Genomic DNA, 24,236 nt, shown 5'->3' on the forward strand with positions numbered 1-24,236 from the left:
CTGCAGCCAGGGAATTTGCAGACATGGCGCTTGAATTGTTTCTGCCGGTCGCTTTCGTCATCGGCTACCTGCTCGGCTCGATTCCGTTCGGACTGATCCTGACCAGGCTCGCCGGCACGCAGGATATTCGCTCGATCGGCTCGGGCAGTATCGGCGCCACCAATGTGCTGCGCACCGGACGGAAGAGTCTGGCCGCGGCGACCCTGCTGCTCGACGCGCTCAAGGGCACCGTGGCGGTGGTGATCGCCGGCTACATCGCCGGTCCCAACGCCGCGATGCTGGCCGGACTCGGCGCTTTCCTCGGTCATCTCTTCCCGGTCTGGCTCAAGTTCCGCGGCGGCAAGGGCGTCGCGGTCTATATCGGCATTCTGCTCGGGCTGTTCTGGCCGGCCGCGCTGGTGTTTTGCCTTTTATGGCTCGCGACCGCCTTCACCACCCGCTTTTCCTCGCTCTCGGCGCTGGTGGCGTCCTTCATCACGCCGCTGTTCCTGTGGTGGTTCGGCCATCTCGCACTTGCGGCGATGGCCGCGGTGCTGACGCTGCTCTTGTTCTACGCCCATCGCGAGAACATCAAGCGGCTGCAATCGGGCAAGGAAAGCCGGATCGGCGAGAAGGCATAAGCCGGGAATCCACGGATACCGCGGCACCCCTTCTGCATTATATCTCAAACGGTGTTCGCAACTTGCAGCCGAATCACGGCTGTATGGACGAACGGGTTCCTGGCTTGGCCCTGATCATGGGCATAGCTCTACGCGGTTGCTCAGAATGAGCGAGAAGATTCTCAGCGCGCAAGACGATGGCGATTTGCGAGGTGCTGCCTGCACCGCGGCAAGCCGGCTGCTCTCGACGACGGACATCTGGTCTAGTGCGCCCTCGCCGCTTGTCGCTCCAGCGCCTGCTTCCGTCCCACAGCGCGAGCCCGATCCGATCGTGGAAGCGCGGACACCGATCGAAATCGTGGCTGTCGCAGCGACCGTCACACACGATCGAACGCCGCGGCAATGGCCGCCGCGAAAATTGTCGCTGGCCCTCCAGGGCGGCGGCACCTTCGCTGCGTTCACCTGGGGCGTGCTGGAGCGGCTGCTGGAAGAGCCATCCATCGCGATCGACACCATCAGCGGCGCCAGCGCCGGCGCCATCAACGCGCTGCTGCTCGCTTCCGGCTTCGCCGAGGGCGGCCGTGAAGGCGCCCGCGCGCGGCTGAATCGGTTCTGGATCCGGCTGATGCACGAAGCCTCGTTCCGATCGCTGATGCTGATCGGCGGCTTCTCGCCGGCGGGAAGCTCGGTCGCGTTCGGTCCGACGCTGCGCTCCGGCCAGTTCGATCCGTTCGATCTCGATCCGCTGCGGCAGGCACTGTCCCGCGACATCAATTTTTCCGCCTTGCGCGACCCGCGCTGCCCGAAGCTTCTGATCGCAGCCACCCGGATCCGTGACGGGCAGCAGCAGATCTTCCGCAACGACGTGATCACCGCCGACGTCGCGCTGGCCTCGACCTGTCCACCGCTGGTTCATTGCGCGGTCGAGATCGACGGCGAGGCTTATTGGGATGGCGGCCTCGGCGGCAATCCGCCCCTGCTGCGGCTCGTGCAGGACACGACGAGCGCCGAAATCCTGCTGGTCCAGGTCACGCCGGCGCGCGACAGCTACGTGCCGATCACACTCGCCGCGATCGACCGCAGGCTGGATCAGATCGCGGCCAACGCCGCCCTCAATGCCGAGATCGCGGCGATGGAATGGGCGCAATCGCAGGCCGCATCGGCGTTGCGGCTGTCCAGGATCGCCGCAGAAGATTTCGTCGACGGCCTGGCGCAGCGCTCGTCCACCGATCTCGGCCGCGGCTTCATTCGCGCGCTGCACCGCAGCGGCCGCGAAGCCGCCGGGCGCTGGCTCAAGCAAGGTCCAGATCACTGCGCAGCGCCGGCCGCATCCGGCCAGCGCATCGTCGCTCTCGAACCTGCGCTAGCCTGATTTCGCCAGCGCCTGCTCCAGGAACCACGCCGTCGCCAGCGCATGCGCGTCGTTGCCGAAGCGCGCGATCACCTGCACGCCGATCGGCAGGCCATTGACCTTGAGCACCGGCACGTTGACGCAAGGGTTACCCATCAGCGTCCAGAGCCTGTTGTAGCGGGGGTCGCCGGTGCTCGCGAGCTCCTTAGCCGGCGGCGTGCCCGGCGCCGAATAGGTCAGGAGCACGTCGAACCCCTCGAACAATTCGCCGAGCTCGCGGCGCCCGCGGCGGCTGATCCGGCGTGCGTCGTCGTAGTCCTTGGGTGTGAGACCGACCGTCGCATCGAGACTGGCGCGCAGCATCGGCGCGATCTCGTCGTGTCGTTCGGAAAATTCCCAGGCGAGCGCGCGATGCGCCTCGAAGTCCTGAATGATCGGATGGATGCGCCAGGCCTCCTGCACCGCTTCCGGCAGATCGATGGTCTGCACGCTGGCGCCGGCCCGCGTCGCCGCCTTGATCGCGGCTTGCAGCCCCTCCTCGGCGGCCGGCTCCACCGCACCGGCGAACTCCTGCCTGATAACGCCGATGCGCGGCGCCTTCGCCGGGACGATGCCGGCGAATTCGGTGCGGCCGGTCATCGCGAGCAGTCCGCGCGCGAGATCTTCCGCGCGGGCGCCGAACAGACCGACGGTGTCGAGCGCCCACGAATAGCATTTGACGCCGACCGTCGGCAGCATGCGGAACGACGGCTTGATCGCGGCGGTGCCGCAATAGGCGGCGGGCCGGATCACCGAGCCGCCGGTCTGGGTACCCAGCGCCAGCGAGATCATGCCGGCACCGACGGCCGCGGCCGAGCCCGAGGACGAGCCGCCCGGCGTATGCCCGAGATTGTGCGGATTGAGCGTCGGGGTCGGATCGCGCGAGGCGAACGCCGTGGTCGTGGTCTTGCCGATGATGGTGGCGCCCGCCCGCTTCAGCATCATCACGACAGGCGCGTCCGCGCGCGGCTGCCAGCCGCGATAGATCGACGATCCCATCTCGGTCGGAAAATCGGCGGTGTCGATGATGTCCTTGATCCCGACCGCGATGCCGCGCAGCGGCCCGGTGCCTTGCGCCTTCGCCGAGCTGTCGTAACGGACGAAGGCGTGGACCTCCTTCTCCCGCGCCTCGATGGCTGCATGCGATTGCGCGATGGCGGCCTCGGGCGAAAGCTCGCCCGCTTCGATGCGGCGCTGGAGGTCGGCGAGTGAGATCATGGCAATACCCTTCTTATTGGGACCGCTTTTAGCATCGCGACGAAGCCGCGCAAGCTCACGCTTGCCCACGCCCTCAGGTTGTTCCATGCTGTGCCTGCAAGGAGCCGCCGTGGACGCCATCAACCGAAGCGTAGAGCTGACCGAAGCCGACAGGATCGACCGCCTGCGGCTGATCCGGTCCGACAATGTCGGGCCGCGCACGTTCCGGTCGCTGGTCGAGCATTTCGGCTCGGCGTGCGCGGCGCTGGAGCGGCTGCCGGATCTCGCACGCCGCGGCGGCGCGCAGCGATCGGCGCGCATCTGCAGCGCCGACGAGGCGAAAGCCGAGCTCGCCGCGAGCCGCAAGTTCGGAATTGCCTGGCTCGCGCCCGGCGAGGACGGTTATCCGGCGCGGCTGGCAACGCTCGACGATGCGCCGCCGCTGCTCGCCGTGCGCGGCGACAATGCAACGCAGATGCGGCCGATGATCGCGATCGTCGGCTCGCGCAACGCCTCCGGTGCAGGTTTGAAATTCGCCGGTCAGCTCGCCCGCGAGCTTGGCGAAGCCGGCTTTGTCGTCATCTCCGGCCTCGCCCGCGGCGTCGATCAGGCCGCACACCGCGCCAGCGTTGAGAGCGGCACCATCGCGGTGCTCGCCGGCGGCCATGACTGCATCTATCCGCCGGAGCATGGCGATCTGCTGGCCTCGATCCTCGACCGCAAGGGTGCCGCGATCTCCGAGATGCCGCTCGGCCACGAGCCGCGCGCCCGCGACTTCCCGCGCCGCAACCGGCTGATCTCGGGCGCCGCGCTCGGCGTCGTCGTGGTGGAGGCGGCGCATCGCTCGGGATCGCTGATCACCGCGCGCATGGCCGCCGAACAGGGTCGCGAAGTGTTCGCGGTGCCGGGCTCGCCGCTCGATCCGCGCGCCGCCGGCACCAACGATCTGATCAAGCAGGGCGCGACGCTCGTCACCGAAGCCGCCGATGTCGTCAACGCTGTCGCACCGATCATGGAGCGGCCGCTGATGCGCACCGCGCGCGAGCCCGACAGCGAGCCGTTCGAAAGCGACCCGCAAGGACACGACCGCGATCAGATCACCGGCCTGCTCGGCCCCGCCCCTGTCACGATTGACGATCTCGTGCGGATGTCCGGCGCCTCGCCTGCCATCGTGCGCACCGTGCTGCTCGAGCTCGAACTCGCCGGCCGGCTCGAACGCCACGGCGGTGGCTTGGTCTCGCTGCTTTAAGGAGTGTTCCGCTCGTCGAAGCGCGTGCGCGCCGAGGCGATCTGCTGCTGATGCGTGATCGCCCATTCGCCGAGTGCCTTCACCGGCTGTTGCAGTCCGCGGCCGAGTTCGGTCAGCTCGTAGTCCACACGCGGCGGAATGGTCGGGAAGATCGTGCGCGTGACCAGGCCGTCGCGCTCGAGCCCGCGCAGCGTCAAGGTCAGCATCCGCTGCGAAATGCCGTTGATCATGCGCTTGAGCTCGTTGAAGCGTTTCGGCCCGTCACTCAGCATCATGATGACGAACACGCTCCATTTGTCACCGACGCGCGCGAGGATCGAGGCGACACCACGGCAGTCCGCGTGGTCGCGATCCGGCATCGGCGTGGCAGGCAAATCGATGTGCGCAGGTTTCAAGGATGTGCCCATGGCTCAAAAAGGTGCGTTCTTGCGGGGATTTCGATAGTCACTCATGTAGCTCTGGTTACAAACTTATACCAGGGTGATCCCGAATGAAACTCCTCCATCTCGACTCCAGCGTGCTCGGCCCCCACTCCGTTTCCCGGCAGGTCTCCGCCGCCATTGTCGAACGTCTGCGGCAGGCGACGCCATCGCTCGACATCGTCTATCGCGACCTGACGCAGAGCCCGCTCGCCCATCTCTCCGGCTCGCACCTCGCAGCCGCGCAAGGCGCGCCTGCGCCGGCGGAGCTCGGCCCCGATCTCGCCGCCAGCAAGGCCGCGCTGGACGAATTCCTTGCCGCCGACATCGTCGTGATCGGCGCGCCCATGTACAATTTCACCATTCCCAGCCAGCTCAAGGCGTGGATCGACCGTATTCTGGTGGCGGGGAAGACGTTCAGCTACGGCGCGAACGGCCCGCAGGGCCTTGCCGGCGGCAAGCGCGTGATCTTCGCGATCTCGCGCGGGGGCTATTACGGCGCGGGCTCGCCTGCCGCGTCGCTGGAGCACCTCGAAAGCTATCTACGTGGGGTGTTCGGTTTCATGGGCATCCATCACCCCGAATTCATCAGCGCCGATGGAATCCAGGTCGGGCCCGAGCATCGCGAGAAGTCGCTCGCAAGCGCGCTTGAGGCGGCGACCACCCTTCACGCGGCCTGAGGCAACGCGCACATCATCAGCCGCCGCAACATCGCCTGCGGCGGCTGATCGAACGGTGCACGGTCGACGAAGCTAAAACCAGGCGCCCTGAATGCCGAGGATGACGGCGACGAGCGAAACGAACAGGCCGATGCCGGCAAAAAGAGCCACCCCGATGAACTCGGAGGTGTCGGAACGCTTGGCGGGAACGGCGGTGTTTTCGGTGTAAATACGCGGTGCTGAAATAGGGGAAATAATACGAGCTGCCTTTGGCATTTCGGGCTCCCTTGAAATGAGTCTTCGTGACCCCTGCCCGTAAAAGGGTCTTGGCAGACCAAGCGAAGGTTCAACGCCTCACGCAAAGGTTTCAGAAAAGTACAACGCGCGAGACGTGGGAACCGGCCGGCGCAACCGCTCGCCGCTGCGCCGACCGATTCAATTTGCACCAAGATTGATCAGCCGCGATAGATCGGCGCGCCGCTCGGAGAGGCAGCCGCGCCGCCGTCGACGAAGATTTCCTGGCCCTGCACATGCGCGGAATCGTCGGAGGCGAGGAACAGCACCGTCTTGGCGACGTGATCTGTTTCACCAATGCGCCCCAGCGGCGTCGTCAGCGCGATCCGCTTCTCGAACGCCTTCTCGGCTTCGGGCGTCGCGGTCGCAGGTCCCCAGATCGGCGTGCGGATCGCGCCGGGCGCGACCACGTTGACGCGAATGCCGCGCGGCGAGAGCTCCGAGGCCATGATCCGCGCCATCGCCCGCACGCCGGCCTTGGCGGCGCCATAGGCCGAATAGCCGGGAATGCCGAGCACGGAGATCACCGAGCCGTTGAGGACGATGGAAGCATTGTCGTTGAGATAAGGCAGCGCGGACTGAACGGTGAAGAACACGCCGGTCAGATTGGTGCTGATGACCTTCTCGAAGACCTCCAGCGTGGCCGACCCCAGCGGCGTACCGCCGGCGATGCCGGCATTGGCGAACAGGATGTCGAACTTGCCGAACTTTTCGGCGCCCTTCTTGATCGCAGCTTCGGTCGCGGCAATGTCGGTGGCGTCGGCGGCGAGCGCGAGCGCGTTCGGCCCGAGCTCCTTCGCGGCCGCCTCGAGCGTCTCCTTGTTGCGCCCGGTGATCACCACCTTGGCGCCCTCGGCCACGAACAGCTTTGCCGTTGCCAGTCCAATGCCGCTATTGCCGCCGGTGATCAGGGCCGTCTTGTTCTTCAGTCTCACGTTCGCCTCCAGTGGTTTCATCATAAAACTATGATTGCCATCTAGGCCATCTGGTTTTAAGATGCAACCACAGGACCGCGTGAACGGTGACAGGACCGTGCGATCGCGAAAGGACCAGATCATGGTGAAACGGACGAGCTTCGAGGGGGACGCCTGCCCGATCGCGCGATCGCTGGAGGCGATCGGCGACTGGTGGTCGCTGCTGATCATCCGCGAAGCGCTGTTCGGCCTGCGCCGCTTCGGCGAATTTCAGAGCAAGCTCGGCATGGCCAAGAACATCTTGTCGACGCGGCTGCGCGCGCTGGTCGATCACGGCATCCTGACGATGGCCCCCGCCTCCGACAGCAGCCCTTACGAGGAATATGTGCTGACGCCGAAGGGCCGCGGCGTCTTTCCGGTGTTGGTAGCGCTGCGCCAATGGAGCGAGGAATTCGACGATCGCCCGTCGGAGATCGCGACCATCCTGGTCGATCGCGAGAAAGGCCGACCGGTGAAGAAGCTCGAACTGCGCGCGGAGGATGGGCGACTGCTCGCCCCCGCGGACACGACGCTGAAGCCGCGGCCGGCGCCGCGGCGGCGGTCGGCGGGATAGCGGCGCGCTGTCTCTCCTGGCGACCGATTCCGCTCGGTCTTCGCGGCTACGACAGCCCGCGATTGCTCCGCAGGTTGACCCACTTTCATCGAAGGCGGGTCGGCATGTACCCGAGCGTCCCAACTCGCAATGACGGGATGGCGGACTTGTACAAGACATCGACAGCGTCAAAGATGGCGAGGTCCCACCAAGCTGGCACCACCATGCCCCTGCTCGCCATCGCCTATTTTTCCATCTCGGGCACCACCGAGAAGCCGGCGCATGCGGTTGCGCGCGGAGCAGATGGCAGAGCGCAGGTCACGCTGTGTCGCATCACCGGCGGCGACATCGTGTCAGGCCGTTTTCAGAATGAGAGCTTACTGGAGACGATCGATGGCGCCGACGCAGTTGCGTTTGGCAGCCCGACCTATATGGGCGGACCAGCCGCTCAATTCAAAGCGTTTGCCGATGCTTCAAGTGATCGATGGAGCCAGCAGCGCTGGGCCAACACGATCGCAGCCGGGTTCACCACGGGCGCCTGCGCAAGCGGCGATCAACTCCACACACTATCCTACTTTTCCATTCTGGCCGCGCAGCACGGCATGCTCTGGTGCGGACTGGATATTCCCGGTGGCGAGGATCCGAGCGGCCGCAATCGTTTGGGTAGCCAGCTTGGCCTGGCAACACACTTGATTGACGGCTCGTTGCCGGAGAGCGACCTCGGCACGGCCGCATATCTCGGCCTGGGATTGGCCAAAATGGCAAGCCGCAACGGCTAACCGTACCGTCGTTGGAGCAGCACATCGCCCCCTTCACGACAGCCTGCGCTTGCTCCGCAGCCGCAGGTGCTCGTCGGCCTCCAGCTTGGTCATGCCCAGAAGATAATGCAGCACGTCGAGCCTGTGCCGCTCGGCAAGCTTGCGCAGGGCCCCGACCTGCTCGGCGATGAAGGCGACCGCCTCCTCGACGCCGCCCTCTCCCGGTTCCTCGTGACGCGAGCCTGCCGCCGCGCGCGATGCGGCGCCCGCCCGTTTCTTTCCTGGCTTAGTCACCAGCCCCTACCCGAATCCATGCCCCGCGGCAACATTACGCCGACATGGACCGCAACTCAAAGGTGGTATTTTGCAACTTTCTCGATATGAAACTTTTCCCATCGGGAGGGCTCTCAACAGCCCTCGATTTGACAGCGACGGCCTCACCACCCATGTTCGGGACGAAAGGGCCGACCCGAATCTCATCGAATTCGGCCCCAAATTTCCCCATAAGTTACTGGAACTACATGAATATCGTCATTGTGGAGTCGCCGGCGAAAGCCAAGACGATCAACAAGTATTTGGGCTCGTCCTACGAGGTTCTGGCCTCGTTTGGCCATGTCCGCGACTTGCCGGCAAAGAACGGCTCCGTCGATCCGGACGCCAATTTCAAGATGATCTGGGAGGTCGACCCCAAGGCGGCCGGCCGGCTCAACGACATTGCCAAGTCCCTCAAGAACGCCAATCGCCTGATTCTCGCCACCGACCCTGATCGCGAGGGCGAGGCCATCTCCTGGCACGTGCTGGAGGTCCTGAAAGAGAAGCGCGCGATCAAGGACCACAAGATCGAGCGCGTGGTGTTCAACGCCATCACCAAGCAGGCGGTGACGGACGCGATGAAGAATCCGCGCCAGATCGACGGTGCGCTGGTCGACGCCTATATGGCGCGCCGCGCGCTGGACTATCTGGTCGGCTTCACCCTCTCCCCCGTGCTGTGGCGCAAGCTGCCGGGCGCCCGCTCGGCGGGCCGCGTGCAGTCGGTGGCGCTGCGGCTGGTCTGCGACCGCGAGCTCGAGATCGAAAAGTTCGTTGCGCGCGAATACTGGTCGCTGATCGCGACCCTGCTGACGCCGCGCGGCGACGCCTTCGAGGCACGTCTCGTCGGCGCCGACGGCAAGAAGATCCAGCGCCTCGACATCGGCACCGGCGCGGAAGCCGAAGACTTCAAGAAGGCGCTGGAAGCAGCCGCCTACGCGGTGACCACGGTCGATGCCAAGCCGGCCCGGCGCAATCCGCAGGCCCCCTTCACCACCTCGACGCTGCAGCAGGAAGCCAGCCGCAAATACGGCTTTGCGCCGGCGCACACCATGCGCATCGCGCAACGGCTCTATGAAGGCATCGACATCGGCGGCGAGACCACGGGACTCATTACTTATATGCGTACCGACGGCGTGCAGATCGACCCGTCCGCGATCACCCAGGCACGCAAGGTGATCGGCGAGGATTACGGCAACGCCTATGTGCCGGACGCGCCGCGTCAGTACCAGGCCAAGGCCAAGAACGCCCAGGAAGCCCACGAAGCGATCCGGCCGACCGACATGTCGCGCCGTCCCGACAGCATGAGCCGCAAGCTCGAGTCCGATCAGGCGAGACTCTATGAACTGATCTGGAAGCGCACCATCGCGAGCCAGATGGAATCGGCCGAGCTGGAACGCACCACGGTCGACATCACGGCGAAGGTCGGCGGCCGCACGCTGGACCTGCGCGCCACCGGCCAGGTCGTCAAGTTCGACGGCTTCCTCGCACTTTACCAGGAAGGCCGCGACGACGAGGAGGACGAGGACTCCCGCCGCCTGCCCGCGATGAGCCCCAACGATGCGCTGAAGCGGCAGTCGCTCGCCGTCACCCAGCACTTCACCGAGCCGCCGCCGCGCTTCTCCGAGGCCTCGCTGGTCAAGCGCATGGAAGAGCTCGGCATCGGCCGGCCCTCGACCTATGCCTCGATCCTTCAGGTGCTGAAGGACCGCGGCTACGTCAAGCTCGAGAAGAAGCGCCTGCACGGCGAGGACAAGGGCCGCGTCGTAGTCGCGTTCCTCGAAAGCTTCTTTGCCCGCTACGTCGAATACGACTTCACCGCCAATCTGGAAGAGCAGCTCGACCGCATCTCCAACAACGAGATCTCCTGGCAGCAGGTGCTCAAGGATTTCTGGACCGGTTTCATCGGCGCGGTCGACGAGATCAAGGATCTGCGCGTCGCCCAGGTGCTCGACGTGCTCGACGACATGCTCGGACAGCACATCTATCCGGCCCGCACCGATGGCGGCGACATCAGGCAATGCCCGAGCTGCGGCAACGGACGGCTCAATCTCAAGGCCGGCAAGTTCGGCGCCTTCGTCGGTTGCTCGAACTATCCGGAATGCCGCTACACCCGTCAGCTCGCCGCCGACGGCGAGGCAACGGCCGATCGTTCGCTCGGCCAGGACCCGGATACGGGCCGCGATGTCTGGGTCAAGGCCGGGCGGTTCGGCCCCTACATCCAGCTCGGCGAGCAGAAGGATTATGCGGAGGGCGAGAAGCCGAAGCGCGCAGGCATTCCGAAGGGGATGTCCCCTGGAGATGTCGAGCTCGAGCTTGCGCTCAAGCTGCTGTCGCTGCCGCGCGAGATCGGCAAGCATCCGGAAACCGGTGAGCCGATCACCGCGGGTCTCGGCCGCTTCGGGCCGTTCGTGAAGCACGAGAAGACTTATGCCAGCCTCGAGGCCGGCGATGAGGTGTTCGACATCGGCATCAACCGCGCGGTGACGCTGATCGCGGAGAAGATCGCCAAGGGCCCGAGCCGCCGCTTCGGCGCTGATCCCGGCAGGGCGATCGGCGATCATCCCACCCTCGGCACCGTCACGGTAAAGGGCGGCCGCTACGGTGCCTATGTCACCGCGGGTGGCGTCAATGCCACGATCCCGAGCGACATCGAGAAAGACGCCATCACGCTGCCGCAGGCAATCGCGCTGATCGACGAGCGTGCGGCCAAGGGCGGCGGCAAGAAGCCGAAGAAGGCGGCGAAGCCGGCCAAGGCCAAGAAGGCTGCGGCGAAGGCCGCCGACGGCGATGACGCCGCACCAAAAACCAAAAAGCCGGCCGCGAAGAAGGCGGCCAAACCCAAATCCGAATCCACCAGCAAGGCGCGCGCAGCCGTGTCGTCGACGGCCAAAACGTCACCGACCAAGGCAGCTGGCGCCAAAGCTCCGGCCAAGAAAAGTGCCGGCACCAAATAGAGGCTAAGTGAAACGCAAGAATGACCGTGGCTTTCCCGACAGGGCAGCCATTGTCGCCTTCATCAAGGCAAATCCCGGAAAGGTCGGAACCCGCGAAATTGCACGCGAGTTCGGCCTGAAGAACGCCGACCGCATCGAGCTCAAGCGCATGCTGCGCGAGCTCGCCGACGACGGGCTCGTCAAGAAAAAGCGCCATACGATTTCAGAGCCGGACAGCCTCCCGCCGACGCTGGTCGCCGACATTACCGGCCGCGACGCCGACGGCGAGCTGGTCGCCTCCCCCACTGAATGGGACGAGGTCGAAAGCGGCGAGCCGCCAAAGATCCTCATCACGATGCCGCGCCGGCCGAAGCCCGGCACCGCGGCCGGCGTTGGCGATCGCGCGCTGCTGCGGGTCGAGCGATCCGACGAGACCGAAGGCCCGGCCTATCGCGGCCACATCATCAAGGTTTTCGACAAGACCAAGAGCCGCATCCTCGGCGTCTTCCGCAGCCTGCCCGAAGGCGGCGGACGGATCATCCCGGTCGACAAGAAGTCCGCCGACCGCGAGCTGAACATCGCCCCGACCGAGACGCACGGCGCGCAGGACGGCGATCTCGTCAGCGTCGACATCATCCGCTCGCGCGGCTTTGGGCTGGCGTCAGGCCGCGTCAAGGAGAAGCTCGGCTCGGTCAAGTCGGAGAAGGCGATCAGCCTGATCGCGATCTACGCGCACGACATCCCGCTACAATTCCGTCCCGCGGCAGAGCGCGAAGCCGAAGCGGCGGAGCCGGCCAATTTGAAGGGGCGCGAGGACTGGCGCGATGTGCCGCTGGTCACCATCGATCCGCCGGATGCCAAGGATCACGACGACGCGGTACACGCGCAGCCGGATCCCGATCCCAACAACAAGGGCGGCTTCATCGTCGATGTCGCCATCGCCGATGTGAGCTTCTACGTGCGGCCGGGCACCGCGCTCGACCGCGACGCGCTCGATCGCGGCAACTCGGTCTATTTCCCCGACCGCGTCGTGCCGATGCTGCCCGAGCGCATCTCCAACGATCTGTGCTCGCTGGTGCCGGGCGAGCCGCGCGGCGCGCTCGCGGTGCGGATGATCATCGCGCCGGACGGGCGGAAACGGTCGCACAGCTTCCACCGCATCCTGATGCGCTCCGCGGCCAAGCTGAACTATGCGCAGGCGCAGGCCGCGATCGACGGAAGGCCGGACGACACCACCGGCCCCCTGCTCGATCCGATCCTGAGGCCGCTTTATGCCGCCTATGCCTGCGTCAAGCGCGCGCGCGACGAGCGCGATCCGCTCAATCTCGATCTGCCCGAGCGCAAGATCCTGCTCAAGCCCGACGGCACGGTCGACCGCGTCGTCGTGCCCGACAGGCTCGACGCGCACAAGCTGATCGAGGAGTTCATGATCCTCGCCAATGTCGCGGCAGCCGAGATGCTCGAGAAGAAGTCGCTGCCGCTGATCTACCGGGTGCATGACGAGCCGACCCTGGAAAAGGTCCACGCGCTCGCGGAATTCCTGGCGACGCTGGACGTTCCGTTCGCGAAAGGCGGCGCGCTGCGCCCCGCTCTGTTCAACCGCGTGCTGGCGCAGCTCGAAGGCCACGACCACTTTCCGCTGGTCAGCGAGGTCGTGCTGCGCGCCCAGGCACAGGCCGAATACTCCTCGGAGAATTACGGTCATTTCGGCCTGAATTTGCGCCGCTATGCGCATTTCACCTCGCCGATCCGCCGCTACGCCGACCTTGTCGTGCACCGTGCGCTGGTTCGCGCGCTCGGCCTCGGCGAAGGCGCGCTGCCCGACACCGAGACGCCGGAAACGTTGAGCGAGGTCGCAGCTCATATCTCAGTGACCGAGCGGCGCGCGATGAAGGCGGAGCGCGAGACCGTCGATCGCCTGATCGCCCATCACCTCGCCGACCGCATCGGTTCGAGCTTCCAGGGCCGCGTCTCCGGCGTCACGCGCGCCGGCCTGTTCGTCAAGCTCGCCGAGACCGGCGCCGACGGCCTGATCCCGATCCGATCCCTCGGCACGGAATATTTCAACTATGACGAGGGCCGCCACGCCCTGGTCGGCACCCGCAGCGGCACCATGCATCAGCTCGGTGATGTCGTCGACGTCCGCCTGATCGAGGCGGCTCCGATCGCAGGCGCGTTGCGCTTCGAGCTGCTGTCCTCGTCCGGCGAGACCGCACCGCGGGGCCGCAGGTCCTCCGGTCCGCAACGCCGCCCCTCGTTCAAGGCGCACCCCGGGCGCAGTCCCGACAAGAAGCGCAAGCCGGACAAGCCGAAGAAGCCCGGCAAGGGGAAAACGGCCAAGGGAAAAAGCAAGGGCAAGGGCCAGAAGGGCAAGGCATGGTGACGACGAGCACGGCGCCGAAGATCTGGACCCGCGAGACCGGCCTCGTCGAGAAGCGCGACGTCCTTGCTGCGATGAGGCGCGGCTTTCGCGGCCGCTGCCCGCGCTGCGCCGAGGGAAAGCTGTTCCGCGCCTTCCTGAAGACCGCGGATAACTGCTCCGTCTGCGGCCTCGATGTCACGCCGCATCGGGCCGACGATCTGCCTGCCTATCTCGTCATTGTCATCGTCGGCCATATCGTGGTGCCCAGCATCCTCTGGATCGAAACAAATTACACCACGCCGGTCTGGATCAGCTTCGCGGCCTATCTGCCCTTCACCTTCGTCGCCTCGCTGGCACTGCTGCAGCCGGTGAAGGGAGCCGTGGTCGGATTGCAATGGGCTCTGCGCATGCACGGGTTTGACGAGAACCCGACGGATGGTATTCCGCCGGTGTAAGCAAAATAAACAAGAAGTGGTTTGGGTGAGGACATGACGGATACGTCGCAGGCAGCCGACAAGGCAAAGATCCACGAGGGCAAGGAAGCCGATCATCATCCCTATTTCCGCCCTAGGGATGCCGCGACACTGATCCTGGTCGACCGCAGCGGAGCCATTCCAAAAGTCCTGGTCGGCAAGCGCCACGACAAGGTGGTGTTCATGCCCGGAAAATTCGTTTTCCCGGGCGGCCGCGTCGACAAGGACGATTATCGCGTACCATGCGCGGCGCCGATCACCGCCGAACTGGAAGCCAATCTCGCCAAGGGCAGCCCGAAGACGCCGGCCTCGCGCGCAAAATCGCTGGCCATCGCCGCGATCCGCGAAGCCTGCGAGGAGACCGGTCTCTGCTTGGGACGCAAGGCCGAGGGCAAGGCAAAACTCGAAGGCGCCTGGAAGCCGTTCGCGGATGCGGGCCTGTTGCCGGATCCCTCCAGCCTGTTCCTGATCGCGCGCGCGATCACCCCGCCCGGCCGCGTCAAGCGGTTCGACACGCGCTTCTTCACGGCGGACGCCTCCGCGATCACCCATCGCGTCGATGGCGTGATCCATGCCGATGCCGAGCTTGTCGAATTGGTCTGGGTCGAGCTCGGCTCGAAGCCGCTCGCCGATCTGCATCCGATGACGCGCAACGTGCTCAACGAGCTCGACGCGCGCCTTGCCACCGGCCCGCTCCGCCATGATGCACCGGTGCCGTTCTTCCATTTCTACGGCGGCAAGATGCAGAAGGATATTTTGAGCTGATCAGTTTGTGACGTCCGCATCGTGCGCGTCAGGCTCGGTGCCGACATAGTCGCGCGCGGGAACGTTCAGCACTCGCCCGAGCTCGCTGGCGAACCGACTGGCTTCCTCGCGCTTGGTGAAGCTCATCAGCGTGATCGGCTCGGTCCCTTTGTTGCCGCAGAGATTGACATCGTATGTCGTCAGCTCCGGATCGTCCTCGTCGGTAATGCTGATGAAATGATAATCGCCGAGATCGCGATGGTTGCGAAAATTCAGCGGGCCGAACTGCCTGGTGATGACGATCTGGCGCAGCGTCTCGTTCAGTACGACGAAGGTGCGGAAGGTGAGCAGGATGATTCCGGGGATGCCGACGAGCAGCCCGAGTCCCGTGAACACCAGCACCGGCATGAGATCATCGGCGAGCCGGCCAAAACCGGAGAAATCCTGCCGCAGGCCCAGCGCGACATTCCACAGCAGATAGAAGCTCGCCGCCAGCAGCGGCAATGACAGCAGCCGCCCGACCCAGGGCATGGGCCGGTCGATGCGGACGATGCGCCCGTCCACGGTCGTTGCACCTGCCATCGAAGGTCTCCTCGGGAGCGAAAGTCATGGCTTGGTCGGAGTGAGCCGTGGATCGGTTCGATGGGACTCCTCCGTCATTCCGGGCGCGGCCCGGAATGACGCGAATGTGCTGAGAGCGCATCGAAAAACAAAATAATCTTCCCGCCTTCCCCGATGGCGGAGTTCCGCGGCATGCCTATGTCTTCCGGAACGACACCAAAAACGGACACCGGGCGATGGCACAACGGCAACTCAAGCTTGGCGCGTTCATGCGCCCGATCAGCATCCACACCGGCGCCTGGCGCTATCCGGGGGCTTGGCCCGACGCCAATTTCAACTTCGGCCACATCAAGACGCTGATCCAGAAGCTCGAGGCCGGCAAGTTCGACGCCTTCTTCATGGCCGATCACCTCGCCGTGCTGAACATGCCGGTCAATGCGCTCAAGCGCAGCCACACGGTCACCTCGTTCGAACCCTTCACGCTGTTGTCGGCGCTCTCGGCCGTCACCGAGCGGATCGGCTTGATCGCGACGGGCTCGACCACGTTCGACGAGCCCTATCACGTCGCACGGCGCTTCGCCTCGCTCGACCATCTCAGCGGCGGGCGGGCGGGCTGGAACATCGTCACCACCTCGAACCCGGATGCGGCGCTGAATTTCGGCCTCGACGACCACATGGAGCACGCCGAGCGCTACAAACGCGCCCGCGAGTTCTACGACGTCGTCACCGGCCTGTGGGATTCCTTTGCCGACGACGCCTTCGTGCGCGACGTCGAAAGCGGCGTGTTCGTCGATCCCGCCAAGATGCATGTGCTCGACCATCACGGCAAATATCTGAAGGTGCGCGGTCCCCTCAACATCGCCCGCCCGGTCCAGGGCTGGCCGGTGATCGTGCAGGCCGGCGCCTCCGAGGACGGCAGGCAGCTTGCCGCCGAGACCGCGGAAGCCGTCTTCACCGGCGGCGGCAGCCTTGCCGACAGCCAGAAACTCTATGCCGACATCAAGGGCCGCATGGAGAAGGTCGGCCGCGATCCTGAACACCTCAAGATCCTGCCCGGCGCCTTCGTCGTGGTCGGCGACAGCGTCGACGAGGCCAGGGAGAAGCGCGCGCTGCTCGACAGCCGCGTGCATTACGACAGCGCCATCGCCTCGCTCTCGGTCATCCTCGGCACGGATGCCTCCGGCTTCGATCCGGATGGGCAATTGCCGGAAATCCCGGAGACCAATGCCAGCAAGAGCGGTCGCCAGCGCATGGTCGACCTCGCCTCCCGCGACAAGCTCACGGTGCGCCAGCTTGCCCAACGCGTCGGCGGCTATGGCGGGCTATCCTTCGTCGGCACGGCGAAAACCATCGCCGACCAGATGGAGGAGTGGCTGGTCGGGCGCGGCTCCGATGGCTTCAACATCATGTTCCCGTTCCTGCCCGCCGGCCTCGACGATTTCGTCGACAAGGTGGTCCCGGAGCTGCAGCGCCGCGGGATTTTCCGCAAAGAGTACGAAGGGCCCACTTTGAGGGAGAATCTGGGCCTGCCGCGGCCCAAAAACCGGTTCTTCGAGACGTGATCGGCCCGATTTGAGTGCTTTTCGAGCCCTAAAATCTTGACATCAGGCGGTTTCTGGCTAGGTTGCCGGCCAACGCGGGCCATTTGGCCGGCTCCAGATTCCCTTCATTCCTGAGGTTCTGAACATGGCCAAAGCGGTCACCATCAAGGTCAAGCTCGTGTCCTCGGCCGACACTGGCTTCTACTACGTCGCCAAGAAGAATTCGCGCACCATGACCGACAAGCTGGTCAAGAAGAAGTACGACCCCGTGGCGCGCAAGCACGTCGAATTCCGCGAAGCCAAGATCAAGTAAAATCGCGGAACGTAGAAGACTTTTGCGGGGCCCTTTCGGGCCCCGTTTTATTTTGGCCCCTCTCTCGTGTCCGGATACGCAGCAGCGCCCCGTGGACGTGACGCTACGCTGCGAGCTGGGCACCAGGGCTGAGCTCGGCACAGCGAGTCATGGCCAGATTTTTTTCAACCCTCGGTTGCTCGCTCCCGAATGTATGTTACCGTGCACTTGCCGGGCGGAAATTTCCGTCCGGATTTGGAAGGACATGGTCATGAGATTCTCATCAAGCCTTGTCGTGCCTTCAACCATCGCTGTCTTGTCGACCGTCTTGCTGTGCGCGCCGGCAGCGTCGCAAATCCCAACCGGCTCCGCCGCCACGATTCCTCCCGTCACGGTCGACGCGCCGAAACAGGTGGCAAGGCCGCACGTGTCGGAGCGAGGAGCAAACACAATTGCGCCGCGTCGGACTGCCTCAACAGCTCAAACGTCAGTCGCGCGAACGCCTTCGTATGCGCCGGGTTCTGTGATGGGGAGGATTGCCAGCCTGGAGAAAGTCGCCAGCAGCTGCAACGGTGGCTGTGCATCAAGCTTCCCAAGCGGCAAAGATCCCTGGGTTGGATGCAGCGTGTCGGGCGGCAACATAGACTACGGACCTTTCTCGCCGACCTGCCGAGACACCATCACCCACAAATCCTACATGGACTGCGTCGAAACCAGGACGTTCCTGGGCGACAACCGAAACAAGGCTCACTGGTTGTGCAGCAGTCTGGCCGCCGGCAACAGGTTTAAGGTCGCCGATCTCAAGCGGTCAGGACGCACGCGTTAGTCCATCGCGTCCGCCGGCTTTCTGGCGCAGTTGAACTTAGCTCTCCTGTCGTAAGTTCGCGGACGTCACGGAGCTTGAATGAGCCTTTTCTGGCCCGTCTTGGGCGCTCGCGTGTCCCGGGCGCGCTGCAACGCGCAGGCGTTGCTGCGCAGAACCGGGACCCAGAAAGCCACACAATACAACCAGCGACTGGGCCCCGGCTCTGCAACGCACCGCTAAAGAAGCGCCGCGCTGCGCCGGGGCACGAGAGCGCGAGCAAGCGTGCTTCTGGAACTGTCGCCTCCGCTATGCGCTCCCGCTTCGGCTGATCACGCGAGACGATCAGGGCGCTGCGACTGCAACCGTTTCTTCGATGATCCTCAGTTGTCCATTTTCGCTGGTCAGTATGGATGAGTAATAACCGTGAAACGGACGGTCTCCTACCTTGGCCTCCCATGTTCCAGCGTTGAGGACAAAGCTCGCTGATCTGAAGGCCATGTTCCCTCCGTTGGGTTCGCTATTGTGAATTGATATCGCTCAGCTCCGTTCGACAACTGAGCGTTGCTGCAACCTCAATAGCGCGGCAAATAAGTCGTCTGCTAGACCTGCGCTTCCGCTTTCGTACCTTGGCCATTTCGAACCAGACGCGGCTCCGTTCCCGCCAAAAGCCTTTGGATGTTGGCACGATGGCGGATGATCACGTAGAGGCCGCCTCCGATCACCAGCAACCGATACGGCAATGGGTGCTCGACCGCACAGACAAGAACGATTGCCGTCAACGCCGCGAGCATCGAGCTCAAGGAAACGATCCTGGTCATAGCCAGCACGAAGCCAAAGACGGCTGCAGCCCCCAATCCGACGGGCCAAGACATCGCCAGCAACACACCGAGCCCCGCCGCAGCCGACTTGCCGCCCGTGAAGTTCAGCCAGATCGATCGGCTATGTCCCAACAGCACAGCAAGTCCAGCCAGACAAACAGCCCATGGCACCCAGACCTGCAGATCAGACGCTGTCGGCGGCGGGGATATTTCCGCGTACAGCCAAGGGCAGAACGAACGCGCGACGACGATGGCACCCACGCCCTTCAGCACATCGCCGACGAGCACGAACAAGGCAGGCCCTTTGCCGAGAGTGCGCAAGACATTCGTTGCCCCGGTGGACTTGGAGCCATGCCTTCGGATGTCGATGCCCCTGAGCAGCTTCCCCGCCAGATAGCCCGTGGGGACCGAGCCAAGGAGATAGGCGATCAACAACCCAACCGCGCCCGCTGTCCAAAAAGCCATGGGTTTTGGATCCAGTTTCTTGAACGCTGTTTTATCCGCGACTTCGTCTGACCGCTATACGTCACAAGTGGCCGATCACGGCCCCGAGGCTGCGACTGCGATCGAAGGTCTCTGCAGGTTGAAACGCGATGATAATGTCCGGCTGCCCCCGCGACGGGAAGGGTTCCTTTTTTCTCGCCGCCGGTGTTTCATCTGCGCGGCGGAGAACGGACATGCAGGGATCGCTGGGGGAAAAGATCGGTGAAGGCGCCTTCTCCGAGGCCTACGCCTGGGCGCCCGGTCAGGTCGTGAAGCTGTTTAAGGCCGGCGTCTCTCATCTGCTCGGCCGACACGAGGTACGCATGATCCGCGCCGTGCACGCCGCCGGCGTCCCCGTGCCGGCGGTGTTGGGAGAGGTGACGCTGGACGGGCGCTTCGGCATCGTGCTGGAGCGCCTCGACGGACCGACCCTGCGGCATCTCTCGCGGACCGGCGCGGTGACGTTCGAACAGGCGGGCGCGATCATCGCGGCTCTGGCCATGTCTCTTCACAAGACGTCGCCACCGCCGGAGCTCCCCTCCATGCGCGCGTATATGGAGAGCGAGTTGCGGCACGACGACGGCAAGGTCCCGAAGCACGTCGCCACTGACATCCTCACCCTGATCGATCGCCTGTCGACCGGCGACGGGCTTTGCCATTGCGACCTTAGCCCCGGCAACGTGATCATGACTGCGGAAGGCCCCAAGCTCGTCGACTGGACCTTCGCGATGCGCGAGCCCGCCGCCCTCGATCTTGGGTTCTTGCATGTCATCCTGTCCGAGCTCGGCCCGGAAATAGCCGACAATCCGGAGCGGCCGCGCGCGACCAATGCGGCGGCGCAATCCGAATATGCGCGGCTGGCCGGCATGTCTCTGGCGGAGCTGACGGCGGCAATGGAGCCGTATTTGCCTATCGTCCGCACCTTCGTCGTCCTCGGAAACGTGGTGCCTGCGCTGCGGGAGCAACTGATCCAGCGCATCGAAGCGGGGCTGCGCCCGAAAGACTGAACCGTCCGCAATCTAGATTCCTGTTCGCCGTCTCAAGGCGCTCTCGATCACCGAGCAAATCTCGGCAGCCAGTGGAGCCGTTTGGCACAATCGGGCTGTATCGGAAGGCGGCCCTCGCGCTTGGTACAGCCAAAATCGGCATTCTTGGTCCTGTTTTATAGCCGGGCGCAACGCATCTATTCGCTGACGACCGGCGACCGGAGCGATCCCGATCGATCAGGATGAGTGGGAGCCCCGGTCAATGCGGAGAGCGGAGATTGCGCACGGAGACAGGAGTTCCACACAGCCTGGCATTCTGTGGATAGCCGGTGCGACCAAGCTCTCTGCATTATTCGAGAGACAAATGACCGAGGAGATAATTCCCATGAAGGCGATCGTTGTAACGGACCAGGCCGCAGGAAGGGCCGGGATGAAGCTCATGGACCGGCCCGAGCCGCAGGCAGCGATAAACGACGTCGTCGTTCAGGTTCATGCGTCGGGATTTGTACCGACTGAGCTGGCGTGGCCCTCGACCTGGACCGATCGCCTCGAACGTGACCGAACACCGTCGATCCCTGGGCACGAGCTGGCCGGAGTGGTCTCCGCCCTCGGATATGGCACGACGGGACTATCAGTCGGACAGCGGGTGTTCGGCCTCGCGGACTGGTATCGCGACGGCACGCTGGCCGAGTATGTGGCGATCGAGGCACGCAACCTTGCGCCGCTCCCGGGCGACGTCGACTTCACGGCGGGCGCAAGCCTGCCGGTCTCGGGCCTGACAGCGTGGCAAGGGCTGTTCCAACACGGCCGCCTTCAGGCGGGGCAAAGCGTCCTCGCACACGGCGCGGCCGGCGCAGTCGGATCGATGGTGACGCAACTCGCACGAGAGGCCGGCGCCTACGTCATCGGCTCTGGACGCGCCGCCGACCGTCAGACGGTGCTCGACTTCGGCGCGAAGGAGTTCGTCGACCTCGACAACGATACCCTGAAGGACGTGGGCAAAGTCGATCTGGTGTTCGATGTCATCGGCGGTGACATCCAGAAGCAATCCGCAGCACTGATTCGAGCCGGAGGAACATTGGTGACCGTCGTGGGGCCGGCCGAGACGCGGCCCTCCGATGGTCTGGCGGTCGACTTCGTCGTCGAGTCCGATCGAGCCCAACTGAGTGAGATCGTACGGCGGGTGCGGGACGGACGACTGCGGACGAATATCGGCAACGTCTCGACCCTCGATGATGCCGTCGCCGCGTTAAATCCGACCAAGCGACGCAAGGGGAATACGATTATCCACATTCGCCCCTGAGGGACGCACGCCCATTGATGCACGCAGCCGGCCGGCGATCACCAGCAGCTCGGATGCCTGCTGGATTATCCGCCGCGATGGAGACGAAGCATGCGCTTCCGCCCTGCCTAGGGCGTGTACTCATTACGCGGCCGCCCGCCAGATGTCCGGTTTACCGCCAACATCGGCCGCAGACCTGAAGGCCTTCGAGGTCGCAGATGGGCCAATGGGCGACGTCACCGACACCCAAACTTGACTGACGCAACACCGCGGCTAGCGAAGCGGGCGGGACCGGCTGAACAAGAAACCGCTGGGAGTGAACTTTCGGGCTACCGCGAGCGCGCTGGCCTCGCACGTTTCGAGCGCGATCTTCTGGGCCAGCATGACGTCGCCAATCGGAAGATCGCCAACGGGCAGGAAGCACAAGCCGATCTTTGGGCGACCGTTTTCGCCGATCTCGCAGACATTCGCAGCCGCTCCCGCATAGATCCTATAGCGGTTGCCCGTATCGCCGCCGACCACATCGAAATAGCCTGTTTGCGTGAATTGCCGCCGCTGGAGGGGCGAGAGGCAATGCCGCAGCAGCAGCAGCGCGCGTCCTTCGGGAGTGCTCTCGGCGCCGTGTCTAATGAACAGCGCCTTTGCAGCCCTCATCCGTGAGCGTTCACCCGGCCGGGACGGCCTGAACAGCCACACGGCTCAGCGATTCAGCCGCCGACCAGCCTGGGGAAGAAGAGAGTTTCTTCCGCAGTGGGGTCGAACGATCGGATCTGCGACACCTGATTTGAACCGGTCCGGACCGCGGCGGTGAAGCCGACGTTCCTCAGCTCGCGGAATCGCTGCTCCGCCTTGGCTACTTCTCGTGCATCGTTGGCGTCGAAAAAGTGACGGCTGTCGCCGGTACTGTCCATCACGACTTGGATCGGCATGCGGATCCCTCCTTGTTGCTTCATGACTGAATGTTGTCGAAGCTCCGAAACCGGCGCCGGAAGGCGCAACAAAATGGGCCCCAGCTCCCGGGGGGCAATGGGGGAAGAGCTGGGGCCCGACTGAATCACCCACTTGGGGATGGGCATTGGGAAAACTTGGTAACTGACGAGTCGTTCCAAACTGCCGTTCCGCCTACAAATGTTCAGCGGCCTCTGTCGTCCTTGCCGTTGGGACTACCATCGCCGCCGCCGTTACCCCAGCCATTGTTGCCGTGGTGATGGACCGCGCTCGCACCCGATTTAGCAATTGCATCGGACGTGAGGGAGGTGGAGAGCAGCAGCGTTATGGCTGGAGGTGTCACCACCGCGAACTTTCCGCAGGTCTTCAGAAATTCGCGGCGGTCATCGTCTTCGTCGGGCATGGGTCTCTCCGGAGCTGGCACAGAGATTAAATACCTTAAATATTATTAAATCAATTGAACCATGTTAATAAGCCCGGTCACAAAGTGCGACAATAAGTTTCGTCCGGCTTCCCACTTTTCGGAACTCCCTCAGGGGCAGCGGACCGAAGCCCTCAAGCGTCGTCAGGTGCGCGGACCCGGCAATCTCCGGTCATCAGTATGCAGGGTGACTATGTTGAGCAGCCTGTATCGGAGATTTAGTTCGCACTCAGGGACGAGTGCGCGATGTTCCGTGGCTAAGTGACGACTTTGAGCGATGGTTCGTTGGCTCGCTCGAGCAGGCACGTGTCTAGGCGCTGAATTCTTCGGCCATTTTGCGCTCCTAACATGCAGGCGGGAGCGCGGAATTGTCTCTCAGCCACCGACGCCTACGGTTAGGCTCTCGGCCGGCGATGCGTATCAACGTGCGAAGTCGCTTATCATTGCTGGCGCTTCCCTGGCTCTCGTCCCCTCCTTCTCAGCAGGAGTGAAGGCGAGCGCTTGGAGAGCTTTTAGGAGGAAGCCCACCATGCGTCGGGGAATGGCACCAGCAAAGTCCGATCGACTTGGTTGTCGTTGTCAGGGGAGCTGATAGCGCCTGCATTCCAGCTTGGTGGTGCGCGGCGACGGAGGCGGACAGACAGGACGCCTGGTTCACGAGTTCGAAGGCGGCGCGAAGCAGGATGTGTCAAGCGTATTGGGGGCACACCGCGGGCGCTGCGCTCTGCTTCTTCGACCAGACCTCGAAGATCTTCCAATTCTGAGAGCTGAGACGTGAGTTCGCTAAGTTGTTCGACGTAAAGGATTGCGCGAGAGCCTCGCATAAATGTCCTGCGCAGCACAAAAAGCACTATCAGGACGGCGTCAGAGCAAAAAGAGCGCGAGTAGCAAAAGTGAAAGACTACCAGAGGTAAAATAGCGGATTAATATGTCAGCCTCACTGCGGCAGGGTGTCGCTGCTTCAGCGCGGTTAACGCGCGCCGCTCCCTCAGGGGCAGCGCGATGCGCTGGAGTCCGCTTTGGGTCCACAGGACTAAACCGCTCGCGCGGTAGAACGCCGCGGCTGGCGACACGGCAAAGCAATAGGCGACAGCTCATCGTGACGAGCGGGGCAATTGGTGCGTAGCTGGCGACGATCCGATGATCGAGGACGTGCTGATCTGGAAGTTCGTGGCGGAGCACCAACCATTGCACAAGAGCCAAC

The 24,236-nt window shown here is 64.2% G+C and carries 24 protein-coding genes; 14 read left to right on the forward strand and 10 right to left on the reverse strand.

What is annotated here, in order from left to right:
- Nucleotides 1-23 precede the first annotated feature (23 nt).
- A complete protein-coding gene (gene plsY, locus ACIPUD_RS26590; protein ID WP_085357430.1) occupies nt 24-620 on the forward strand; it encodes a glycerol-3-phosphate 1-O-acyltransferase PlsY in 597 nt (198 codons plus the stop codon).
- Nucleotides 621-765: 145 nt separating this feature from the next.
- Entirely contained in the window at nt 766-1,971 is a 1,206-nt protein-coding gene (locus ACIPUD_RS26595; protein WP_162496458.1) for a patatin-like phospholipase family protein, read from the forward strand.
- Here the strand turns inward: ACIPUD_RS26595 and ACIPUD_RS26600 are convergent.
- Nucleotides 1,963-3,207 (reverse strand): amidase, encoded by a 1,245-nt coding sequence (locus tag ACIPUD_RS26600; protein ID WP_446481837.1) that lies wholly within the window; start codon nt 3,205-3,207, stop codon nt 1,963-1,965. The two genes, ACIPUD_RS26595 and ACIPUD_RS26600, sit on opposite strands and share 9 nt — an antisense overlap.
- Nucleotides 3,208-3,292: 85 nt before the next feature.
- On the opposite strand from ACIPUD_RS26600, the gene dprA reads away from it, so the two are divergent.
- On the forward strand, nt 3,293-4,435 hold the full coding sequence (gene dprA, locus ACIPUD_RS26605; protein WP_446481838.1) for a DNA-processing protein DprA: 1,143 nt from the start codon (nt 3,293-3,295) through the stop codon (nt 4,433-4,435).
- Here the strand turns inward: dprA and ACIPUD_RS26610 are convergent.
- Nucleotides 4,432-4,842 carry a winged helix-turn-helix transcriptional regulator gene (locus tag ACIPUD_RS26610; RefSeq protein WP_085357426.1) on the reverse strand — a complete coding sequence of 137 codons (411 nt, stop codon included), beginning with the start codon at nt 4,840-4,842 and terminating at the stop codon, nt 4,432-4,434. The two genes, dprA and ACIPUD_RS26610, sit on opposite strands and share 4 nt — an antisense overlap.
- An 83-nt stretch (nt 4,843-4,925) precedes the next feature.
- Between ACIPUD_RS26610 and ACIPUD_RS26615 the strand changes: the two genes are divergently transcribed.
- Nucleotides 4,926-5,534 carry an FMN-dependent NADH-azoreductase gene (locus ACIPUD_RS26615; protein WP_085383368.1) on the forward strand — a complete coding sequence of 203 codons (609 nt, stop codon included), beginning with the start codon at nt 4,926-4,928 and terminating at the stop codon, nt 5,532-5,534.
- Nucleotides 5,535-5,606: 72 nt separating this feature from the next.
- Here ACIPUD_RS26615 and ACIPUD_RS26620 read toward each other — a convergent pair whose 3' ends face one another.
- The gene (locus ACIPUD_RS26620; RefSeq protein ID WP_085357424.1) at nt 5,607-5,789 is read right to left on the reverse strand and encodes a hypothetical protein; all 183 of its coding nucleotides are present in this window, start codon (nt 5,787-5,789) and stop codon (nt 5,607-5,609) included.
- A gap of 179 nt (nt 5,790-5,968) precedes the next feature.
- Nucleotides 5,969-6,742: an SDR family oxidoreductase gene (locus tag ACIPUD_RS26625; RefSeq protein WP_026233555.1), complete on the reverse strand. Its 774-nt coding sequence runs from the start codon at nt 6,740-6,742 to the stop codon at nt 5,969-5,971.
- Nucleotides 6,743-6,863: 121 nt separating this feature from the next.
- Here ACIPUD_RS26625 and ACIPUD_RS26630 point away from each other — a divergent pair, with 121 nt between their 5' ends.
- Together ACIPUD_RS26630 and ACIPUD_RS26635 are read left to right on the forward strand one after the other, a co-directional pair.
- Entirely contained in the window at nt 6,864-7,334 is a 471-nt protein-coding gene (locus ACIPUD_RS26630) for a winged helix-turn-helix transcriptional regulator (RefSeq protein ID WP_446481839.1), read from the forward strand.
- Nucleotides 7,335-7,480: 146 nt separating this feature from the next.
- Nucleotides 7,481-8,092, forward strand: coding sequence for a flavodoxin family protein (locus ACIPUD_RS26635; RefSeq protein ID WP_446481840.1), 612 nt, complete (start codon nt 7,481-7,483; stop codon nt 8,090-8,092).
- 33 nt (nt 8,093-8,125) lie between these two features.
- Here ACIPUD_RS26635 and ACIPUD_RS26640 read toward each other — a convergent pair whose 3' ends face one another.
- Nucleotides 8,126-8,365, reverse strand: a complete 240-nt coding sequence (locus ACIPUD_RS26640) for a hypothetical protein (protein ID WP_085383375.1) — start codon at nt 8,363-8,365, stop codon at nt 8,126-8,128.
- A 227-nt stretch (nt 8,366-8,592) separates the two neighbouring features.
- Between ACIPUD_RS26640 and topA the strand changes: the two genes are divergently transcribed.
- Genes topA through ACIPUD_RS26660 form a run of 4 tightly spaced genes read left to right on the forward strand, consistent with a single transcriptional unit; the run spans nt 8,593 to nt 14,916 of the window.
- A complete protein-coding gene (gene topA, locus ACIPUD_RS26645) occupies nt 8,593-11,337 on the forward strand; it encodes a type I DNA topoisomerase (RefSeq protein WP_446481841.1) in 2,745 nt (914 codons plus the stop codon).
- 7 nt (nt 11,338-11,344) lie between these two features.
- Nucleotides 11,345-13,699 carry a ribonuclease R gene (gene rnr, locus ACIPUD_RS26650; RefSeq protein ID WP_085351395.1) on the forward strand — a complete coding sequence of 785 codons (2,355 nt, stop codon included), beginning with the start codon at nt 11,345-11,347 and terminating at the stop codon, nt 13,697-13,699.
- Nucleotides 13,693-14,133 carry a DUF983 domain-containing protein gene (locus ACIPUD_RS26655; RefSeq protein ID WP_446481842.1) on the forward strand — a complete coding sequence of 147 codons (441 nt, stop codon included), beginning with the start codon at nt 13,693-13,695 and terminating at the stop codon, nt 14,131-14,133. Before rnr ends, ACIPUD_RS26655 begins: the two co-directional genes overlap by 7 nt.
- Nucleotides 14,134-14,166: 33 nt before the next feature.
- The gene (locus tag ACIPUD_RS26660) at nt 14,167-14,916 is read left to right on the forward strand and encodes an NUDIX hydrolase (RefSeq protein ID WP_247369729.1); all 750 of its coding nucleotides are present in this window, start codon (nt 14,167-14,169) and stop codon (nt 14,914-14,916) included.
- On the opposite strand, the gene ACIPUD_RS26665 is transcribed toward ACIPUD_RS26660, so the two are convergent.
- Nucleotides 14,917-15,477: a hypothetical protein gene (locus tag ACIPUD_RS26665; RefSeq protein ID WP_446481843.1), complete on the reverse strand. Its 561-nt coding sequence runs from the start codon at nt 15,475-15,477 to the stop codon at nt 14,917-14,919. It lies immediately after the preceding gene.
- Nucleotides 15,478-15,692: 215 nt separating this feature from the next.
- Between ACIPUD_RS26665 and ACIPUD_RS26670 the strand changes: the two genes are divergently transcribed.
- Together ACIPUD_RS26670 and rpmG are read left to right on the forward strand one after the other, a co-directional pair.
- Nucleotides 15,693-17,018 carry an LLM class flavin-dependent oxidoreductase gene (locus tag ACIPUD_RS26670; protein ID WP_446481844.1) on the forward strand — a complete coding sequence of 442 codons (1,326 nt, stop codon included), beginning with the start codon at nt 15,693-15,695 and terminating at the stop codon, nt 17,016-17,018.
- Nucleotides 17,019-17,142: 124 nt separating this feature from the next.
- Nucleotides 17,143-17,310, forward strand: a complete 168-nt coding sequence (gene rpmG, locus ACIPUD_RS26675) for a 50S ribosomal protein L33 (RefSeq protein ID WP_007603295.1) — start codon at nt 17,143-17,145, stop codon at nt 17,308-17,310.
- A 1,383-nt stretch (nt 17,311-18,693) separates the two neighbouring features.
- Here rpmG and plsY (ACIPUD_RS26680) read toward each other — a convergent pair.
- On the reverse strand, nt 18,694-19,377 hold the full coding sequence (gene plsY, locus ACIPUD_RS26680) for a glycerol-3-phosphate 1-O-acyltransferase PlsY (protein WP_018458341.1): 684 nt from the start codon (nt 19,375-19,377) through the stop codon (nt 18,694-18,696).
- A 212-nt stretch (nt 19,378-19,589) separates the two neighbouring features.
- On the opposite strand from plsY (ACIPUD_RS26680), the gene ACIPUD_RS26685 reads away from it, so the two are divergent.
- Nucleotides 19,590-20,402, forward strand: a complete 813-nt coding sequence (locus tag ACIPUD_RS26685; RefSeq protein ID WP_446481845.1) for an aminoglycoside phosphotransferase family protein — start codon at nt 19,590-19,592, stop codon at nt 20,400-20,402.
- A 364-nt stretch (nt 20,403-20,766) separates the two neighbouring features.
- Nucleotides 20,767-21,684, forward strand: a complete 918-nt coding sequence (locus tag ACIPUD_RS26690) for an NADP-dependent oxidoreductase (protein WP_026233559.1) — start codon at nt 20,767-20,769, stop codon at nt 21,682-21,684.
- A 252-nt stretch (nt 21,685-21,936) separates the two neighbouring features.
- Here the strand turns inward: ACIPUD_RS26690 and ACIPUD_RS26695 are convergent, their stop codons facing one another.
- The 3 genes from ACIPUD_RS26695 to ACIPUD_RS26705 all read right to left on the reverse strand — a co-directional run bounded on the left by ACIPUD_RS26695 (nt 21,937) and on the right by ACIPUD_RS26705 (nt 23,014).
- Nucleotides 21,937-22,317 (reverse strand): hypothetical protein, encoded by a 381-nt coding sequence (locus tag ACIPUD_RS26695; RefSeq protein ID WP_018455151.1) that lies wholly within the window; start codon nt 22,315-22,317, stop codon nt 21,937-21,939.
- A gap of 53 nt (nt 22,318-22,370) precedes the next feature.
- The gene (locus ACIPUD_RS26700) at nt 22,371-22,592 is read right to left on the reverse strand and encodes a hypothetical protein (protein ID WP_026232889.1); all 222 of its coding nucleotides are present in this window, start codon (nt 22,590-22,592) and stop codon (nt 22,371-22,373) included.
- Between the two features lie 203 nt (nt 22,593-22,795).
- Nucleotides 22,796-23,014 (reverse strand): hypothetical protein, encoded by a 219-nt coding sequence (locus ACIPUD_RS26705; RefSeq protein WP_085351389.1) that lies wholly within the window; start codon nt 23,012-23,014, stop codon nt 22,796-22,798.
- Nucleotides 23,015-24,236 lie beyond the last annotated feature (1,222 nt).

The organism is Bradyrhizobium sp. CAR08, from assembly GCF_052871955.1.

What these genes read in the sequence shown, in the direction of transcription:
- ACIPUD_RS26630 (WP_446481839.1), top strand. Translation starts at nt 6,864, where the DNA reads ATGGTGAAACGGACGAGCTTCGAGGGGGACGCCTGCCCGATCGCGCGA.
- ACIPUD_RS26695 (WP_018455151.1), bottom strand. Translation starts at nt 22,317, where the DNA reads ATGAGGGCTGCAAAGGCGCTGTTCATTAGACACGGCGCCGAGAGCACT.
- plsY (WP_018458341.1), bottom strand. Translation starts at nt 19,377, where the DNA reads ATGGCTTTTTGGACAGCGGGCGCGGTTGGGTTGTTGATCGCCTATCTC.
- rpmG (WP_007603295.1), top strand. Translation starts at nt 17,143, where the DNA reads ATGGCCAAAGCGGTCACCATCAAGGTCAAGCTCGTGTCCTCGGCCGAC.
- ACIPUD_RS26700 (WP_026232889.1), bottom strand. Translation starts at nt 22,592, where the DNA reads ATGCCGATCCAAGTCGTGATGGACAGTACCGGCGACAGCCGTCACTTT.
- ACIPUD_RS26670 (WP_446481844.1), top strand. Translation starts at nt 15,693, where the DNA reads ATGGCACAACGGCAACTCAAGCTTGGCGCGTTCATGCGCCCGATCAGC.
- ACIPUD_RS26690 (WP_026233559.1), top strand. Translation starts at nt 20,767, where the DNA reads ATGAAGGCGATCGTTGTAACGGACCAGGCCGCAGGAAGGGCCGGGATG.
- ACIPUD_RS26615 (WP_085383368.1), top strand. Translation starts at nt 4,926, where the DNA reads ATGAAACTCCTCCATCTCGACTCCAGCGTGCTCGGCCCCCACTCCGTT.
- ACIPUD_RS26685 (WP_446481845.1), top strand. Translation starts at nt 19,590, where the DNA reads ATGCAGGGATCGCTGGGGGAAAAGATCGGTGAAGGCGCCTTCTCCGAG.
- ACIPUD_RS26595 (WP_162496458.1), top strand. Translation starts at nt 766, where the DNA reads ATGAGCGAGAAGATTCTCAGCGCGCAAGACGATGGCGATTTGCGAGGT.
- ACIPUD_RS26660 (WP_247369729.1), top strand. Translation starts at nt 14,167, where the DNA reads ATGACGGATACGTCGCAGGCAGCCGACAAGGCAAAGATCCACGAGGGC.
- ACIPUD_RS26610 (WP_085357426.1), bottom strand. Translation starts at nt 4,842, where the DNA reads ATGGGCACATCCTTGAAACCTGCGCACATCGATTTGCCTGCCACGCCG.
- ACIPUD_RS26655 (WP_446481842.1), top strand. Translation starts at nt 13,693, where the DNA reads ATGGTGACGACGAGCACGGCGCCGAAGATCTGGACCCGCGAGACCGGC.
- plsY (WP_085357430.1), top strand. Translation starts at nt 24, where the DNA reads ATGGCGCTTGAATTGTTTCTGCCGGTCGCTTTCGTCATCGGCTACCTG.
- ACIPUD_RS26665 (WP_446481843.1), bottom strand. Translation starts at nt 15,477, where the DNA reads ATGGCAGGTGCAACGACCGTGGACGGGCGCATCGTCCGCATCGACCGG.
- dprA (WP_446481838.1), top strand. Translation starts at nt 3,293, where the DNA reads ATGCTGTGCCTGCAAGGAGCCGCCGTGGACGCCATCAACCGAAGCGTA.
- ACIPUD_RS26600 (WP_446481837.1), bottom strand. Translation starts at nt 3,207, where the DNA reads ATGATCTCACTCGCCGACCTCCAGCGCCGCATCGAAGCGGGCGAGCTT.
- topA (WP_446481841.1), top strand. Translation starts at nt 8,593, where the DNA reads ATGAATATCGTCATTGTGGAGTCGCCGGCGAAAGCCAAGACGATCAAC.
- ACIPUD_RS26620 (WP_085357424.1), bottom strand. Translation starts at nt 5,789, where the DNA reads ATGCCAAAGGCAGCTCGTATTATTTCCCCTATTTCAGCACCGCGTATT.
- ACIPUD_RS26705 (WP_085351389.1), bottom strand. Translation starts at nt 23,014, where the DNA reads ATGCCCGACGAAGACGATGACCGCCGCGAATTTCTGAAGACCTGCGGA.